The organism is Geodermatophilus sp. SYSU D00700, assembly GCF_054050255.1.
Window position 1 is genome coordinate 41,387 of sequence record NZ_JBJGZA010000018.1, and the last position, 15,815, is coordinate 57,201.

12 protein-coding genes are annotated in these 15,815 nt (G+C 76.4%); 7 read left to right on the forward strand and 5 right to left on the reverse strand.

Features of this window, described 5'->3' with window-relative positions; translation table 11 throughout:
- Positions 1-72: 72 nt before the first annotated feature.
- Complete coding sequence (locus tag ACI79V_RS14565) at positions 73-558, forward strand: cupin domain-containing protein (RefSeq protein ID WP_456874752.1); 486 nt, start codon at positions 73-75, stop codon at positions 556-558.
- A gap of 173 nt (positions 559-731) precedes the next feature.
- Here ACI79V_RS14565 and ACI79V_RS14570 read toward each other — a convergent pair whose 3' ends face one another.
- From ACI79V_RS14570 to ACI79V_RS14585, 4 genes are read right to left on the reverse strand one after another with little or no spacing between them, the layout of a single operon-like run.
- A complete protein-coding gene (locus tag ACI79V_RS14570; RefSeq protein ID WP_456890362.1) occupies positions 732-1,667 on the reverse strand; it encodes an alpha/beta hydrolase in 936 nt (311 codons plus the stop codon).
- A gap of 51 nt (positions 1,668-1,718) precedes the next feature.
- The gene (locus ACI79V_RS14575; RefSeq protein ID WP_456890365.1) at positions 1,719-3,236 is read right to left on the reverse strand and encodes a flavin-containing monooxygenase; all 1,518 of its coding nucleotides are present in this window, start codon (positions 3,234-3,236) and stop codon (positions 1,719-1,721) included.
- A gap of 39 nt (positions 3,237-3,275) precedes the next feature.
- Complete coding sequence (locus ACI79V_RS14580; protein WP_456890367.1) at positions 3,276-3,422, reverse strand: hypothetical protein; 147 nt, start codon at positions 3,420-3,422, stop codon at positions 3,276-3,278.
- A 19-nt stretch (positions 3,423-3,441) separates the two neighbouring features.
- On the reverse strand, positions 3,442-4,824 hold the full coding sequence (locus tag ACI79V_RS14585) for a cytochrome P450 (protein WP_456890369.1): 1,383 nt from the start codon (positions 4,822-4,824) through the stop codon (positions 3,442-3,444).
- 161 nt (positions 4,825-4,985) lie between these two features.
- Here ACI79V_RS14585 and ACI79V_RS14590 point away from each other — a divergent pair, with 161 nt between their 5' ends.
- The 3 genes from ACI79V_RS14590 to ACI79V_RS14600 are packed head-to-tail and all read left to right on the forward strand — an operon-like array spanning position 4,986 to position 7,788.
- The gene (locus ACI79V_RS14590) at positions 4,986-5,867 is read left to right on the forward strand and encodes a 3-keto-5-aminohexanoate cleavage protein (protein ID WP_456890373.1); all 882 of its coding nucleotides are present in this window, start codon (positions 4,986-4,988) and stop codon (positions 5,865-5,867) included.
- 60 nt (positions 5,868-5,927) lie between these two features.
- Positions 5,928-6,956, forward strand: a complete 1,029-nt coding sequence (locus ACI79V_RS14595; RefSeq protein ID WP_456874747.1) for an aldo/keto reductase — start codon at positions 5,928-5,930, stop codon at positions 6,954-6,956.
- A 7-nt stretch (positions 6,957-6,963) separates the two neighbouring features.
- Entirely contained in the window at positions 6,964-7,788 is an 825-nt protein-coding gene (locus ACI79V_RS14600) for an alpha/beta hydrolase (RefSeq protein WP_456890376.1), read from the forward strand.
- Between the two features lie 10 nt (positions 7,789-7,798).
- Here the strand turns inward: ACI79V_RS14600 and ACI79V_RS14605 are convergent, their stop codons facing one another.
- A complete protein-coding gene (locus ACI79V_RS14605) occupies positions 7,799-8,743 on the reverse strand; it encodes a hypothetical protein (RefSeq protein WP_456890378.1) in 945 nt (314 codons plus the stop codon).
- 222 nt (positions 8,744-8,965) lie between these two features.
- On the opposite strand from ACI79V_RS14605, the gene ACI79V_RS14610 reads away from it, so the two are divergent.
- The 3 genes from ACI79V_RS14610 to ACI79V_RS14620 all read left to right on the forward strand — a co-directional run bounded on the left by ACI79V_RS14610 (position 8,966) and on the right by ACI79V_RS14620 (position 15,795).
- On the forward strand, positions 8,966-9,214 hold the full coding sequence (locus ACI79V_RS14610; protein WP_456890380.1) for a hypothetical protein: 249 nt from the start codon (positions 8,966-8,968) through the stop codon (positions 9,212-9,214).
- A 197-nt stretch (positions 9,215-9,411) separates the two neighbouring features.
- On the forward strand, positions 9,412-10,227 hold the full coding sequence (locus ACI79V_RS14615; protein WP_456890382.1) for a 3-oxoacyl-ACP reductase family protein: 816 nt from the start codon (positions 9,412-9,414) through the stop codon (positions 10,225-10,227).
- Between the two features lie 54 nt (positions 10,228-10,281).
- Positions 10,282-15,795 (forward strand): ATP-binding protein, encoded by a 5,514-nt coding sequence (locus ACI79V_RS14620; RefSeq protein WP_456890383.1) that lies wholly within the window; start codon positions 10,282-10,284, stop codon positions 15,793-15,795.
- Positions 15,796-15,815 lie beyond the last annotated feature (20 nt).

Here is a 15,815-nt window from a genome sequence, read left to right on the forward strand (position 1 = left end):
CCGACCCCGCGACCTCCTCCCCGCGGCCGGGTCGCTGCCAGGATGGGCGGGCGACGGAAGGAGGGCGCGCCCGTGTCCCTGCACCGGCACTACCCGCCCGACCTCTACCGCGGCACCACGGGGGAGGCCAGCGCCTGGCTGCGGCCGGCCGACCGGCCCCCGGACACCGTCTCCGCCACCGGGGTGACCTGCGAGTTCCTCGCCACCGCCGACCAGACCGCAGGGCGCTTCGGCCTCTACCGGTGGACCTTCGGCGAGGAGGCCTCCGGCCCCGGGCCGCACTTCCACCGGTCGATCTCCGAGCAGTTCTACGTGCTGTCGGGCTCGGTGGAGATCTACGACGGCCGCACCTGGACCACCGCGGGGGAGGGCGACTTCCTCTACGTCCCCGAGGGCGGGATCCACGGCTTCCGCGGCGGCGACCGGGCCTCGATGCTGCTGCTGTTCGCGCCGGGCGGACCGCGCGAGGAGTACTTCCGGACGCTGGCCCGCGGGGAGCGGATGACGCCGGAGGAGCGGGCGGAGTTCATGCTCCGCCACGACACCTACTGGGTGTGACGGCGGCCGGGTGGCGCGGCGGGAGCGGTCCGGCGTGTGCCGAGTGATCGGTTGCGGTCGACGACACGCGCCGACACGCCGTGTCGGGTGGCAGCAACTGCGCGCTCGGCCCTGACGGCGCCCGGCCCGCCCGCACCTCACACCTGCACGGGCGGGGCCGTGGCCACCGGTCCTCAGCGCCGGATGAGCTCCCCGAACCGCGCGCAGCTCTCGTCGATGGCGGCCTGCGCGGCCGGCGAGACGGTCCCCATGTCGAAGAAGCCGTGGATCATGCCGTCGTAGCGGAGCACGTCGGCGTGCACGCCCGCGGCCTCCAGCGCCTTCCCGTAGGCCTCGCCCTCGTCGCGCAGCGGGTCGTACTCCGCGGTGACGACGACGGCCGGTGGCAGGCCGGACAGGTCGCCGTGGTGCAGCGGCGAGAGGCGCGCGTCCCTCGCGTCCTCCCAGGCCCCGGCGTAGTGGCCGTAGAACCAGTCCATCGTGTCCTTCTCGAGGAAGTACCCCTTGGCGTTGTCCACGCGCGACGGGTACTCGCCCTCCGCGTCCACGGCCGGGTAGACGAGCAGCTGGCCCACCATCGGCACGCCGTCGTCGCGCAGCGTCTGGGCGACCACCGCGGCCAGGTTCCCGCCCGCGCTGTCGCCGGCCACCGCCAGGCGCCCGTCGCCGCCGAACTCGTCGAGGTGCTGGGCCAGCCACCGTGCCGCGGCCACGGCGTCCTCCGCAGCGGCGGGGAACGGGTGCTCGGGTGCCAGCCGGTAGTCGACGGCGACGACCACGGCCCGCGCCCCGCGGCAGACGTTGCGGACCATGTTGTCGTGGGTGTCGAGGTCGCCGATCACCCAGCCGCCGCCGTGGAAGAACACGACCGTGGGCAGCGGGCCGTCCTCCTCGGGGCGGTAGACCCGGGCGCGCAGCTCGCCCTCGGCGCCGGGGACGGTGACGTCCTCGGTGCTGCGGACGGGCACGACGTGCTCGGGCGCGCGGACGTCGCGGGTCAGCGACAGGTAGTAGGCGCGACCGGCCTCGGGCGTGCCCTCGTAGAGGGGTGGTGCGCCCATCTGCTCGAGCATGCCCAGCAGGGCGGCGAGGTGCGGGTCGACCGGCACAGGTGTCCTCCTCGGTTGTCGGGTCGGGTCGGCTCGGCGGTGGGCGAGGGCTCAGCGGTAGACGAGGGAGCCGTCGTCGAGGTCGGCCTTCGGCAGGAGCTCGGCCTCCTGCGCGTGCTCGAGCATGTGGGTCCACGGTTCCCGGTCGCCCTGCTTGAAGAGCACGTGCTGCGAGCGCAGGACGTAGCCGGGGTTGAAGTTCTCCGGGTCCGACCACGGCTTGAGCTGCATGCCGGCGTCCTCCGGCCGCAGCTCGGGCACCACCGACCGGGCGCCCTGCTCCTGCATGCGCGTGAAGAGCCGGTCGACCAGGTCGCAGACGAGGTCCACGCGCAGCGTCCAGCTGTGCCGGAAGTAGCCGAAGACGTAGGCCATGTTGGGCACGCCGCTGATCATCAGGCCGCGCCAGGTGACCCGCTCCGGGAAGGCCACCGGCTCACCGTCCACCGTGAAGGAGACGTCGCCGAACGCCGAGAGGTTGAAGCCGGTGGCGGTGACGACGACGTCGGCCTCGAGCTCCTCGCCCGAGCCGGTCCGGATGCCCTTCTCGGTGAAGGTGTCGATGGTGTCGGTGACGATCGAGGCCTTCCCCTCCCGGAGCGCCGCGAACAGGTCGCCCTCGGGGACGATCGCGATGCGCTGCTGCCACGGCCGGTACCGCGGCGTGAAGTGCTTCTCGACGTCGAACCCCTCGGGCAGCAGCGGCCTCATCGACTCGATCAGGAAGGTATGCAGGTCGTCGGGCGCCTCGTGCGACAGCCGCGCCAGCTCGTTGAACTGGGCGGCGTAGGCCCGGCGGAGGATCTCGTGCGTCCAGTCCTCCGGGATGTCGAGCGCGCGCAGGGTCACGGCGAGTTCGTGGGTCAGCGGCGGCGCCAGGAAGTAGGAGGGGGAGCGCTGCAGCATCGTCACGTGCGCCGCGTCCTGGGCGATGGCGGGGATCAGCGTCGCGGCCGTCGATCCCGAGCCGATGACGATCACCCGTTTGCCGGTGAGGTCGAGGTCCTCGGGCCAGGACTGCGGGTGGACGAGCAGGCCCTGGTAGCGGTCCATGCCCTCCCACTGCGGCCGGTAGGGCTCGGCGTGGTTGTAGTAGCCCTGGCACATCCACAGCCAGTCGGTGGTCATCCGCAGCTGCTCGCCGGTGTCCTCGCGGCTGACCTCCACGGTCCACCGGGCGTCCTCGCTCGACCAGGAGGCGGCCGTGACCCGGTGTCGGTAGCGGATCCGCGGGGCGAGGTCGTCCTCGGCGATGACCTCGTCGAGGTAGGCCAGGATCTCCTCGCCGGCGGCGATCGACGGGCCGCGCCACGGCTTGTGCCGGTAGCCGTAGGTGAACAGGTCGCTGTCGGAGCGGACGCCGGGGTAGCGGTGGGTCCACCAGGTCCCGCCCCGGGTCTCCTGCGCGTCGAGGAGCACGAACGACCGGTCGGGGAACCGTTCCCGCAGGTGGTGCGCCGCCCCGATCCCCGAGACCCCGGCGCCCACGATGAGGACGTCGACGTGCTCGACGTCCTCGTCAGTGGGCTGTGGGGCCTCGAGGGTCGCCGTCCCGGTCGTCGTGGTCATGGAGACCTCCCTCTCGCGGTGTGGCGCAGGTCACGGAAACTACCCGTCCGGGCCACCGCCCGGCGATCCGCCCGGCCGGTGGGCGGCCGGGCCGGAGGGGGCCGACCGGCGCCGGGCCTCCTCGGCGAGCTGGCGGGCGGCGACGACGGAGGCCGGATCGTCGGTGCGGGCGGAGGGTCGGGGCACGGTCGGTCCTCCTCGGGATTCAGAAGGTCACGGGCAGCGCGTCGACGCCGTGGACGAAGGCCAGCCGCCGGAAGGCCAGCTGTTCCGGGGGGACCGCGAGCGCGAGGTCGGGGAAGCGGCGGAACAGCGCGGGCAGGACGGTGCGCAGCTCCAGCCGGGCGAGCTCGGCGCCGACGCAGCGGTGGATCCCGTGGCCGAAGGCGACGTGCCCGCCGCGCGGGGAGCGGCCGGGGTCCACCCGGTCGGGGTCCGGCCCGGTCCAGGCCGGGTCGCGGTTGGCGCCGCTGAGCGAGACGAGCACGACGTCGCCGGCCCGCAGGTGCTGCCCGAACAGCTCCCGGTCGTGCCGGGCGAAGCGGGGGAAGGCGACCTGCACCACCGACAGCAGCCGCAGCAGCTCGTCGACCACGTGCTCGACGTCGGCCGGCGACCCCTCGCGCACCACCGCGGCCGCGACGGGGTCGCGCAGCAGGACCAGCGTGCCCAGCGAGATCATCGCCGCCGTCGTCTCGTGGCCGCCGGTGACGATGCCGTCGGCGAGCCCGACGAGGTCGGTGTCGGACACCGCGTCGCCGTGCGTGCGCAGGACGCGGCCGATCAGCCCGTCGCCCGGCGCGCGGCGCTGGGCGGCCACCACGTCGGCGAGCAGCCGGCGTTGAGCGGAGACCGCGCCGAATGCCCCGGCGGTCCCGCGCGTGGCGTCGAACCGGCGGGCGCCCAGCCGGGTGAGCAGCTCCTGGTCGGCGCCCGCCAGCCCCAGCAGGTCGCAGATGGTGCGCATCGGCACCGGTGCGGACACGTGCCGGGCGAGGTCGGCCGGCGAGCCAGCCGCGGCGAGGACGTCGAGCTGCCGGGCCACGGTCGCCTCCACGGTGGGCGCCAGCCGCTGCAGGCGGGCCCGGGTGAACTCGGGGGCGACCAGGCCGCGCAGCCGCGTGTGGTCCGGCGGGTCGGTGAAGCCCAGCCCGCCGACGTCGTCGGCCGTGGCCGGCCCGGTGCCGCTGAACAGGTGCCGCACGTCGGTGCTGAACCCGTCGCGGTCGGCGAGCACCGCGCGGGCCTCCGCGGCGCGGGTGACCAGGTGGACCGACGGCTCGAAGGGCAGGTCGAGCCGGTGCAGCGGCCCGCTCGCGCGCAGCTGCGCGAGCCGCGGGTCCGGCTCGGTGCCGGCCCGCCGCAGCGGCACCGTCGCGGCCTCCGGCAGGGCCCGCAGCCGGGAGAGGTCCAGCTGCCCGTGCGCCATGCGGCGGGCGGCCCGCCGCGCCAGCAGCCGCCCGAGCCAGGCCCGCAGCCGGGTCGCCGGGCCCCGCCCGCCGGGCACCCGGTCGCGCGGCGGGCCGCCGGCGGGATCGGGACCGGCCGGCCGGGGGAGGGTGGCGACGCTGCACTCGGGAGCGGTCATGGCGCCTCCGTCCGGCTCCGGGGAGATGGACCGGACGGGAGGTGACCTCTCGTCCCGTCCGGCTCTGCCAGCCTGGTGACGCCGGGGTGCGGAGACCATCGGGGGACGCCCCCGAACCCGCCGGCCGGCGTGGGGGAGGACCCCGACAGGGAGGGGCGGGGATGGGCCGGAGCGTGTGGATCGAGGTCGCGCTCAACGGCGCCTGGACCCGGCAGCGGCAGCCGCTGATGCCGGTGACGCGGGCGCAGCTGGTCGAGGAGGCCGTGGCCTGCGCCGACGAGGGCGCGGCGGTGGTGCACCTGCACGCCTACGACGACGCCGGCCGCCCGCGGGAGGCCTACGACCTCTACGCGCCGGTGGTCGAGGCGATCAGCAGCCGCCGCGACGTCGTCGTCTACCCGACCGTGCCGATGGCGGTGGGCCCGTCGGCGACGCCCGTGGAGGGCCGGGCCCGGTACGCCGTGGTCGACCGGCTGGCCCGCGCCGGGCTGGTCGAGTGGGCCGTCGTCGACCCCGGCTCGGTGGTGCTGGCGACCGTCGCCGAGCTGGCCGACGGCGGCGACGGGATGGTCCACGCCAACGCGCCCGCCGACGTCCGGGCGGGCCTCGCGGTGTGCGCCGAGCACCGGCTGGTGCCGAGCTTCGCGGTCTACGAGCCCGGCTTCACCGGCCTCGGGTCGCTGCTGGCGGCCCGGGCGCCGGCGTCGCCGCGCCCGGTGTACCGCTCCACGTTCTCGACCGGCTCCACCTTCGGCCTCCCGCCGGCCGGGTGGGCGCTGGACGCCCACCTCCGCCTGCTCGGCGAGTGCGACCCGGGCGCGACCTGGTTGGTGGCCGGGCTCGGCGTCGAGCTGGCCGGGCTGCGGGAGGAGGCGGTGTCGCGCGGCGGACACGTGCGGGTGGGCCTGGAGGACGCGCCGCTGGGCTGCACCCGCGGCAACGCCGGGCTCGTGGCCGAGGCCCGCCGGTCGGTGGAGGCGGCCGGCGCCCGTCCGGCGTCGGCGGCGGAGGTGCGCGCGGCCACGGGGGCCGGCCGGCGCTGACCGCCGTGGCCGTCGCGGCGTCGACGGGCGGCGCGCGGACCGGTGTGGCCGACTGTGCCCATGGAGATGCGCACCCTCGGCCGCAGCGGCTGTGCCGTGTCGGCCCTGTGCCTGGGCACGATGACCTTCGGCGCCGAGACCGACGAGTCCGGCGCGCACGAGCAGCTCGACGTCTTCGTCGAGGCGGGCGGCACGCTGGTCGACACCGCCGACGTCTACTCCGCCGGCGCGGCGGAGGAGATCGTCGGGCGCTGGTTGGCCGCCCGCCCGGCCGACGTCCGCGACCGCGTGGTCCTCGCGACCAAGGGCCGCTTCCCGATGGGGAACGAGCCCAACGCGCTGGGCAGCTCGCGCCGGCACCTGCGGCGGGCGCTGGACGACTCGCTGCGCCGGCTCGGGGTCGACCACGTCGACCTCTACCAGCTGCACGCGTGGGACCCGCTGACGCCGCTGGAGGAGTCGCTGCGGTTCCTCGACGACGCGGTGTCGGCCGGGAAGGTCGGCTACCCGGGGTTGTCGAATTTCACCGGCTGGCAGGTGCAGCGGGCCGTCGACGTCGCCGAGCGCGACCGCCTCGCCGTCCCGGTCACGCTGCAGCCCAACTACAGCCTGCTGGTGCGCGGCACCGAGGCCGAGATCGTGCCCGCATGCCTGTACAACGGCCTGGGCCTGCTGCCGTGGGGGCCGCTCGCCGGGGGCTGGCTGTCGGGCAAGTACACCCGCGACCAGCGACCGGAGGGCACCACCCGGCTCGGCGAGGACCCCGCCCGCGGCATGGAGGCCTACGACCGGGTCGGCGCGCGGGACCGCACCTGGGACGTGCTCGAGGCGGTGCAGGACGTCGCTGAGGCGCGCGGCGTGCCCATGCCGCAGGTGGCGCTGGCCTGGCTGCTCGCCCGTCCCGCCGTCAGCTCGGTGATCCTCGGGGCGCGCACCACCGACCAGCTGCGCGGCAACCTGGGCGCCGCGGGCCTGGTGCTGTCGGTCGAGGAGACCGCGCGGCTCGACGCCGTCAGCGACCCGGGCGCGCCCGACTACCCCTACGGCGAGCTGGGGATCGAGCAGCGCAGCCGCTCGCTGTCCGGTTGACCGCCCGGTGCGTCCGGTGCTGCGCGCGGCGCTGGTCGTCCTCGTCGTGGCCGCCCTCGTGCTGGGCCTGCTGTGGGCCTTCCAGCGCCGCCTCGTGTACCTGCCCGACGACGGCCCGGTGCCCGCCGCGGCCGAGGCCGTCCCCGGCGGCCGCGACGTCACGCTCCGGACCGCGGACGGGCTGGACCTGGGGGCGTGGTTCGTCCCCGGCCCGGCTCCCGGCGCGCCGGTCGTGCTGGTGGCCAACGGCAACGGCGGGCACCGGGGCCTGCGCGCGCCGCTGGCCCGGGCGCTGTCCGGGGCGGGACTCGGCGTGCTGCTGTTCGACTACCGGGGCTACGGCGGCAACCCGGGCAGCCCCAGCGAGGAGGGGCTCGCCCTCGACGTCCGCGCCGCGCGCGACTGGCTGCTCGAGGAGGCGGGGGTCGCGCAGGAGCGGCTGGTCTACTACGGCGAGAGCCTGGGCTGCGGGGTGGTCACCGCGCTGGCGCTCGAGCACCCGCCGGCCGGGCTGCTGCTGCGCTCGCCGTTCGTCGACCTCGCCGCCGTCGGCGGCCACCACTACCCGTTCCTGCCCGTCCGGCTGCTGCTGCGCGACCGGTACCCGGTCGCGCAGCAGGTCGCTCGGGTGCGGGTGCCCACGACGGTGGTCCTCGGCGACGCCGACACGATCGTGCCGCCGGCGCAGAGCCGGCGGGTGGCCGAGGCCGCCGCCGGGCTGCACCGGCTGGTGGAGGTGCCCGGCGCCGACCACAACGACGCCGTCCTGCTCGACGGGCAGGCCCTCGTCGCCGCCGTCGTGGAGCTCGCGGGCCCGGCCGCCGCGGACTGACCGGCGCCGGTCAGTGCGCCCGCGGGGACGCCGGCCGCGCGCGGAGCCGGTGCAGGAACCGGCCGGGCCGGACGCGGCGCCGGCGGGCGGGCCCGGCGACCGGGTCGGCCGGTGCGGTCTCCGCCCGGAGCGCGGCCCGCCGCAGCTCCAGGTCGGCGACCTCCGCGCGCAGCGCCACGGCCTCCCGGTGCAGCCGGTCGCGGACGGTGGCCGCCTCGGCGTCGGCCCGCCGGCGCTGCTCGCGCGCGGTCGCGAGCATCCCGACGATCTCGCTGCGCGCCTGCAGCCGCGCGGCGGCCGCGTCGTCGGCGGCCTGCCGGCGGACCGCCTCGGCGTCCTCGGCCGCGCACCGCTCGACCTCCCGCGCCGCGGCCTCCCGGGCCGCGGCGGCCGCGCGGGCGTCCGCGCGCTCCTGCTCGGCCTCCGCCAGCAGCCGCGCGGCCTCGGCGGCGGTCTCCCCGGCGCGGGCGGCCGCCACCGCGAGCACCCGGTCGGCCTCGACGGCGGCGTCGGCGAGCACCCCGCGGGCGCAGGCGAGGACCTGCTCGGCCTCGGCGGCGGCGGCCTGCCGCTCGGCCCGGCCCTCGGCGCGGATGCCCTCCGCCTCGTCGGCCGCGACGGCGAGCAGCGCGGCGATCCGGCCGGAGACCCGGACCAGCTCCGCGCCGGAGGACGAGTGCGACAGCAGCGCCCGGGCCTCCTCGAGCGCGGCCACGGTCTCCAGGTGCCGGGCCAGCAGGTGCTCGTGCTCCCGGCCGGCGGCGGCGAGCTCGTCCTCGGCCCACCGGACGTAGGTGTCGACCTGGAAGCGGTCGTAGCCGGCCAGGGTGCGGGTGAACATCGGGCCGGCGGCGAGGACGGTGGGCAGGTCACCGGAGACGTTGGGGCGGCGGCCGTCGAGCCGTGGCGTGCCGGCCGGGGGGACCCCATGGTCGATCTGCAGCTCCGCGCTCATGCTCCCGCCTCTCCCCGCGGGCCGGTCCCGGGGTCCGGGACGCTATGACCGGCGGAACGGGCCGGCACCCGGGACCGGGACGGTCGTCACCCGTGGGCGTCGCCGGGACGCCCGATGGGGCGACCGGGCCGGCGGGCGCCTCTGCTGCGTGACGTCGCCCCGGCGGGTGACAGGACCGGCGCTGGGGCGACGGAGGCGGGCGCGGGCGCGCACGCTGGGGGCATGGCGTCCGACGCGACCCCGCCGGCACCCGGCGACATGACCGTCCCGCTGCTGTTCGGCTGGGAGGGCATCGTCACCGGGGTGCTGCTGCTCGGCGCCGTCGCGGTGCTGTTCCTCGTGGTGGCGTCGGTCCGGGCCGGCGGCAGCGACCGGTCGGACTGGCAGGCCTGGCTCGACGCGCGCTCGGCCGGTGCCACCGCGCCGCCGTCCGGCACCGTCGAGCCCGGGAGGGCGACCGCCGGGGAGTGACCCGCCACGCCCGGCGTTCACGCCGTGCACACGCCCTCCCGTGCTCTTGTCTGCGTGCTCTTGTCTGGCCTGCGCTTGCCCTGCCGCCCGCCGCGCAGGATGCTGCCCGCATCCGATGCCGGAGCAGGTGGCGCCGTCATCCACCCGGGTTCCGGTCCAGGAACGAGGCGCACGCGCCCGAGCCCCAGGAGGAGCCGGTGACAGCGACCCAGACCCGTACCAGCAGGACCGGTGACAAGCTCTCCGGCCGCGTGGCCTTCGTGACCGGCGGCACCCGCGGCATCGGCGCGGCCATCTGCCGCAGCCTCGCCGCCCAGGGCGCCGACGTCGCGGCCGGCTACAGCGGCAACACCGAGCGGGCCGAGATGTTCGCCCAGGACTTCAGCGGCGCCTATCCCGAGAGCCGGATGAGCGTGCACCGCGGCGACATCGCCAGCCCCGAGGACTGCCGGCGCACCGTGGCCGAGGTGATCGAGCGGCACGGCCGGCTCGACATCCTGGTCAACAACGCCGGCATCACCGCCGACCGGACGGTGCTGAAGATGACCGACGACGACTGGCGCCGGGTCATCGACGTCAACCTCTCGGGCGCCTTCTACCTGTCCCAGGCGGCGCTCAAGCACATGCTGGAGCGCGGCAGCGGGCGGATCGTGATGATCTCGTCGGTGATCGGCGAGACCGGCGGCATCGGCCAGTCCAACTACGCCTCGGCCAAGGCCGGGCTGCTGGGCCTGACCAAGACGCTGGCCCGCGAGGCCGCGATGCAGGTGCAGCGCTCGGGCAAGACCGACGGGCTGGGCATCACCGTCAACGCCGTCACGCCCGGCTACACCGCCACCGAGATGCTCGACAGCGTGCCGGACAAGGTGCTCGACGGCCTCAAGGCCAAGATCCCGCTGGGCCGGCTCGGCGAGCCGGAGGAGGTCGCCCGCGTCGTGCACTTCCTCGCCGCGGACGCCTCCGGCTACATCACCGGCCAGGTGTGGGGCGTCAACGGCGGGCTCGACATGTAGCCGGCGCCGACGTCCGGCCGGAGGCGCCCATCGACCAGGGAGAGGTACCCGCGCGTGTTCGAACGGATCGCCGTCGTCAACCGTGGGGAGCCCGCCGTGCGGCTCATCCGGGCGGTGCGGGAGCTCGACGCCGAGCACGGGACGCGGACCCGGGTGATCGCGCTGCACACCGAGGCCGAGCGCCGGGCCACCTTCGTGCGCGCCGCCGACGAGGCGGTGCTGCTGGCCGACACCGGCGCGGTCAACCCCTACCTCGACCACGCCGAGCTGGGCCGGGCGCTGCGGGTCAGCGGTGCCGACGCGGCCTGGGTGGGCTGGGGCTTCGTCGCCGAGGACCCCGCCTTCGCCGAGCTGTGCGCCGACCTCGGCGTCACCTTCGTCGGGCCGCCGCCGGAGGCGATGCGGCTGCTCGGCGCCAAGATCGAGGCCAAGGTGCTCGCCGAGCGGGTCGGCGTGCCGGTCGCGCCGTGGAGCGCGGGTCCCGTGGCCGACCTCGACGACGGCCGGCGGCACGCCGAGGCGATCGGCTACCCGCTCATCGTCAAGGCCCGCAGCGGGGGCGGCGGCCGGGGCATCCGCGTCGTCCGCGCGCCCGGCGAGCTGGCCGAGGCCCTCGAGCGCACCCGGTCGGAGGCGGAGAAGAGCTTCGGCGACCCCGTCGTCTTCATGGAGCGGCTGGTCGAGGGCGGCCGGCACGTCGAGGTGCAGGTGATCGCCGACTCCCAGGGCACCGTCTGGGCGCCCGGCGTGCGCGACTGCTCGGTGCAGCGGCGCAACCAGAAGGTCATCGAGGAGTCGGCCTCACCGGTGCTGTCCCCCGAGCAGGACGCCGCGCTGCGGGAGTCGGCGATCGCGCTGGTGCGGGCCGCCGGCTACGTCGGCGCGGGCACCGTCGAGTTCCTGTACCAGCCGCAGGAGCGGCTCACGACCTTCCTCGAGGTCAACACCCGGCTGCAGGTCGAGCACCCGGTCACCGAGGCGACCACCGGCCTGGACCTGGTGAAGCTGCAGCTGCACGTGGCCGCCGGCGGCCGGCTCGAGGGCGGGCCGCCGCCGGCCACCGGGCACGCGGTGGAGGCGCGGCTGACCGCCGAGGACGCCGAGCAGGGGTTCGCCCCCGCGCCCGGCCGCGTGGAGCTGCTGCGGCTGCCCACCGGCCCGGGCGTCCGCGTGGACACCGGCCTGGGCGTCGGCGACGTCGTCCCGCCGCAGTACGACTCGATGATCGCCAAGGTCATCGCCTGGGGCCGCGACCGGCCCGAGGCGCTCGCCCGGCTGCGCTGCGCGCTGCGGGAGACCACCGTCGTCCTGCGCGGCGGGGCGACGACGAAGTCCTTCCTGCTCGACCTGCTCGACCGCCCCGAGGTGGTCGAGGGCACCGCCGACACCGGCTGGCTCGACCGCGCCGGCGTCGTCGGCGGCGACCGCGGCGCCGGGGACGCCTGGGTGGCGCTGGTGCAGGTCGCCGTCGACATCGCCGTCGCCGAGGAGCAGCGCGAGCGGATCGCGTTCCTGGTCTCGGCGCGCGGTGGCCGGCCGCGGGCACCGCACGAGGTGGGCCGCACCGTCGAGCTCGGCGTCCGCGGGCAGGTGTACCGGCTCACCGTCGCCACGGTGGGCCACGACCGCTACCGGGTCGGTCTCGACGGCCGCGTCGTCGACGTCGAGGTCGACCGGCTCGGGCCGCTGGAGACCCGGCTGGCCGCCGCGGGCCGGCGCTACGCGGTGGTCGCCGTCGAGGCGCCCGGCTCGTCCCTGGTGGAGGTCGACGGGGTCACCCACCGGGTCGGCCGCGACGTCGGCGGCGTGGTCCGCGCACCGGCCCCGGCGGTGGTCGTCGCCGTCCGGGCCGCGCCCGGCGACGAGGTCGAGGCCGGCGCGCCGGTGGTCGTGCTGGAGAGCATGAAGATGGAGACGCCGGTGCGGGCGCCCTTCGCCGGCCGGGTGCGCGAGGTGCGGGCGGCGGTGAACAGCCAGGTCGACGCCGGCGCGCCGCTGCTGCTGCTCGACCGGGCCGGGGGCGACGTCGAGGAGGCCACCGGCGAGCGGGTGGCGCTGCCCGGCGGCGACGACAAGCCCGAGGGCGACCCCCGCGCGCGGGCGCTGTCCCTGCTGGCCGAGCTGCGGGCGCTGGTCACCGGCTTCGACGTCGGCGCCGGGCACGCGCGGCGGCTGGTCGCCGAGTACGCCGCCACCCGCGACGAGCTGCCCGCCGACGACGCCCGGCTGCTGTCGGCCGAGCTCGACGTGCTGGTCACCTTCGCCGACCTCGCCGAGCTCTCCCGCAACCGGCCGGCCAGCGAGGAGGAGGAGGCCGACACCCAGGTCCACAGCCCGCGCGAGCACTTCCACGCCTACCTGCACTCCCTCGACGCCGAGCGGGAGGGGCTGCCGGAGGCGTTCCGCGCGCGGCTGCGGCGGGCGCTGGCCCACTACGGCGTCGCCGACCTGGAGCCGGTCCCGGCGCTGGAGGAGGCGGTGCACCGGGTGTTCCTGGCCCAGCAGCGCACCGCCGAGCAGCTGCCCGCCGTCTCGGCGCTGCTGGAGCGCTGGCTGACCGCCGACCGGCTGCCCGACGGCCGCTCGCGCGGCGAGATCGGGGAGGTCCTCGACCGGCTGGTGCTGGCCACCCAGCTGCGCCACCCCTCGATCGGGAACCTGGCCCGCGCCGTCCGCTTCCGGCACCTCGAGGAACCGGTCGTGCGGACGGCCCGCCAGGAGGTCCTCGACCGGGCCGCCCGGCTGCTCGAGGAACTCGACGAGGCCGGCGCGCGCGGGGACACCGCGGAGAGCATCCGGCGGATGGAGGCGCTGGTCGCCAGCCCCGAGCCGCTGGTCCGGCTGCTGGCCCAGCGGCTGTCCCGCACGACGACCGTCCCCGACCCGGTGCTGGAGGTCCTCACCCGCCGCTACTACCGCAGCCGCAACCTCGAGGACGTCCGGTCGACCCTGCTCGACGGGGACACCTCCGTCACCGCCGAGTACGCCCTCGGCGGCGACCGGCTGCACCTGCTGGCGCTGATGACCCGCGCGGCGCGGCTGCCGCAGGCGCTGGCCGCGGTGGCCGGCGCGGTGGCCCGGCTCGCCGACCCGGGGCAGACGGTCGTGGACCTCTACGTGGAGTGGCCCGACCGCCCGGCCGACGCCGACGCGCTGTCGGACGCCGTGCGCGACCTGGTCGACGGCGTCCCCGAGCTGCGCGCCGCGCGCCGGGTCACCGTCACCGTCGCCACCCCCGACGGCGGGCCCGACGGCGGCGAGGTGGAGACGCTGACCTTCCGGCCGGGGGAGGACGGCCGGCCGGCCGAGCAGCGGCTGCTGCGCGGCCTGCACCCGCTGACCGCCCGGCGGCTGGACCTGTGGCGGCTGGAGGCGTTCGACGCCGAGCGGGTGCCCTCGCCGGAGGACACCGTGCTGCTGCACGTCACCGCCCGCGACCATCCCAACGACGAGCGGTTCATCGCCCTGGCCGAGGTCCGCGACCTGACGCCGGTGCGCGACGAGCACGGGGAGGTCGTCGGGTTCCCCACCGTCGAGCGCCAGCTGCTGTCCTGCCTCGACGGGCTGCGGCGCGCCCAGTCGCTGCGGCGGTCCCGGCGCCCGCTCGAGCACAACCGCATCCACCTCTACGCCTGGCCCTCGATCGAGGTGCCGCTGGCCGAGGTCGCCGAGTTCGCGCGGACCGCGGCGCCGCTGACCCTCGGCGCCGGCCTGGACCAGATCGTGCTGCTGGCCCGGCTGCAGGAGGAGGCCGGCCGCCCGCCGCGCGACGTGGCGCTGCGCTTCTCCAACGTCCCGGGCACCGGGGTGCGGATGGCGGTCACCGACCGGCCGACGACCCCGCTGCGCCCGCTCGACGACTACACCGAGAAGGTCCTCAGCGCCCGGGCCCGCGGCGCCCCGTACCCCTACGAGCTCAGCACCCTGCTGGCCGGCCCCGGCGGCTCCTTCGTCGAGCACGACCTCGGCGACGACGGCCGGCTGATGCCGGTGGACCGCCCGCCGGGGCAGAATCGGGCGGGGGTCGTCGTCGGGCTGGTGAGCACGCCGACGGAGCGCTACCCGGAGGGGATGACCCGGGTGGCCCTGTTCGGCGACCCCACCCGCGCGCTGGGCACGGTCGCCGAGCCCGAGTGCGCCCGGATCGTGGCCGCGCTCGACCTCGCCGAGGAGCGCGGCATCCCGGTCGAGTGGTTCGCGCTGTCCTCCGGCGCCCGCATCTCGATGGACAGCGGCACCGAGAACATGGACTGGGTCTCGCGCGCGCTGCGCCGGATCATCACGTTCACCCAGGCCGGCGGCGAGGTCAACGTCGTCGTCACCGGCATCAACGTCGGCGCCCAGCCGTACTGGAACGCCGAGGCCACGATGCTCATGCACACCCGCGGCATCCTGGTCATGACCCCGGACAGCGCGATGGTGCTGACCGGCAAGCACTCGCTGGACTACTCCGGCGGGGTGTCGGCGGAGGACAACTTCGGCATCGGCGGCTACGACCGGGTCATGGGGCCCAACGGGCAGGCGCAGTACTGGGCGCCCGACCTCACCGGCGCCCTCGACGTCCTGGCCCGGCACTACGACCACACCTACCGCGCGCCGGGGGAGCGGTGGCCGCGGCCGGCGGGCACCGCCGACCCGCGCGACCGCGACGTGCGCACCTTCCCGCACCGGCACCCCGACAGCGACTTCACCACCGTCGGGGACGTCTTCTCCGCCGAGGCCAACCCGGAGCGCAAGAAGGCCTTCGACATCCGCACCGTGATGCGGGCGGTGACCGACCAGGACCACCCGGTGCTCGAGCGGTGGGCCGGCATGGCCGACGCCGACACCGCCGTCGTGCTCGACGCGCACCTCGGCGGGCACCCGGTGTGCCTGCTCGGCGTGGAGTCCCGGCCGATCCCGCGGCGCGGCAGCCGCCCCGCCGACGGCCCCGACCAGTGGACGGCGGGCACGCTGTTCCCCCGATCGTCGGCGAAGACCGCCCGCGCCATCAACGCCGCCAGCGGCAACCGGCCGCTGGTCGTGCTGGCCAACCTGTCGGGCTTCGACGGGTCACCGGAGTCGCTGCGCAACCTGCAGCTGGAGTACGGCGCGGAGATCGGCCGGGCCATCACCAACTTCGACGGCCCGATCGTGTTCTGCGTGGTGTCGCGCTACCACGGGGGCGCCTTCGTCGTCTTCTCCGGGGCGCTCAACGAGCAGATGCAGGTGCTGGCCGTCGAGGGCTCCTACGCGTCGGTGATCGGCGGCGCGCCGGCCGCGGCCGTCGTCTTCTCCCGCGAGGTGGACCGGCGCACCGCCGCCGACCCGCGGGTGCGCGAGCTGGAGGCCGCCCTCACCGCGGCCGACGCCGTCGAGCAGGCGCAGCTGCGGTCCCAGCTGGCCACCGTCCGCAGCGCCGTGCGCTCGGAGAAGCTCGGCGAGGTGGCCGCCGAGTTCGAGGCCGTCCACGACATCGAGCGCGCCCGCCGGGTGGGCTCGGTCCACGACATCGTGCCCGCCGCCGAACTGCGGCCGCGTCTCATCACCGCGGTCGAGCGGGGGATGGAGCGCGCCGTCAGCCGCTGACCCCGACAGGGAGGACCTCC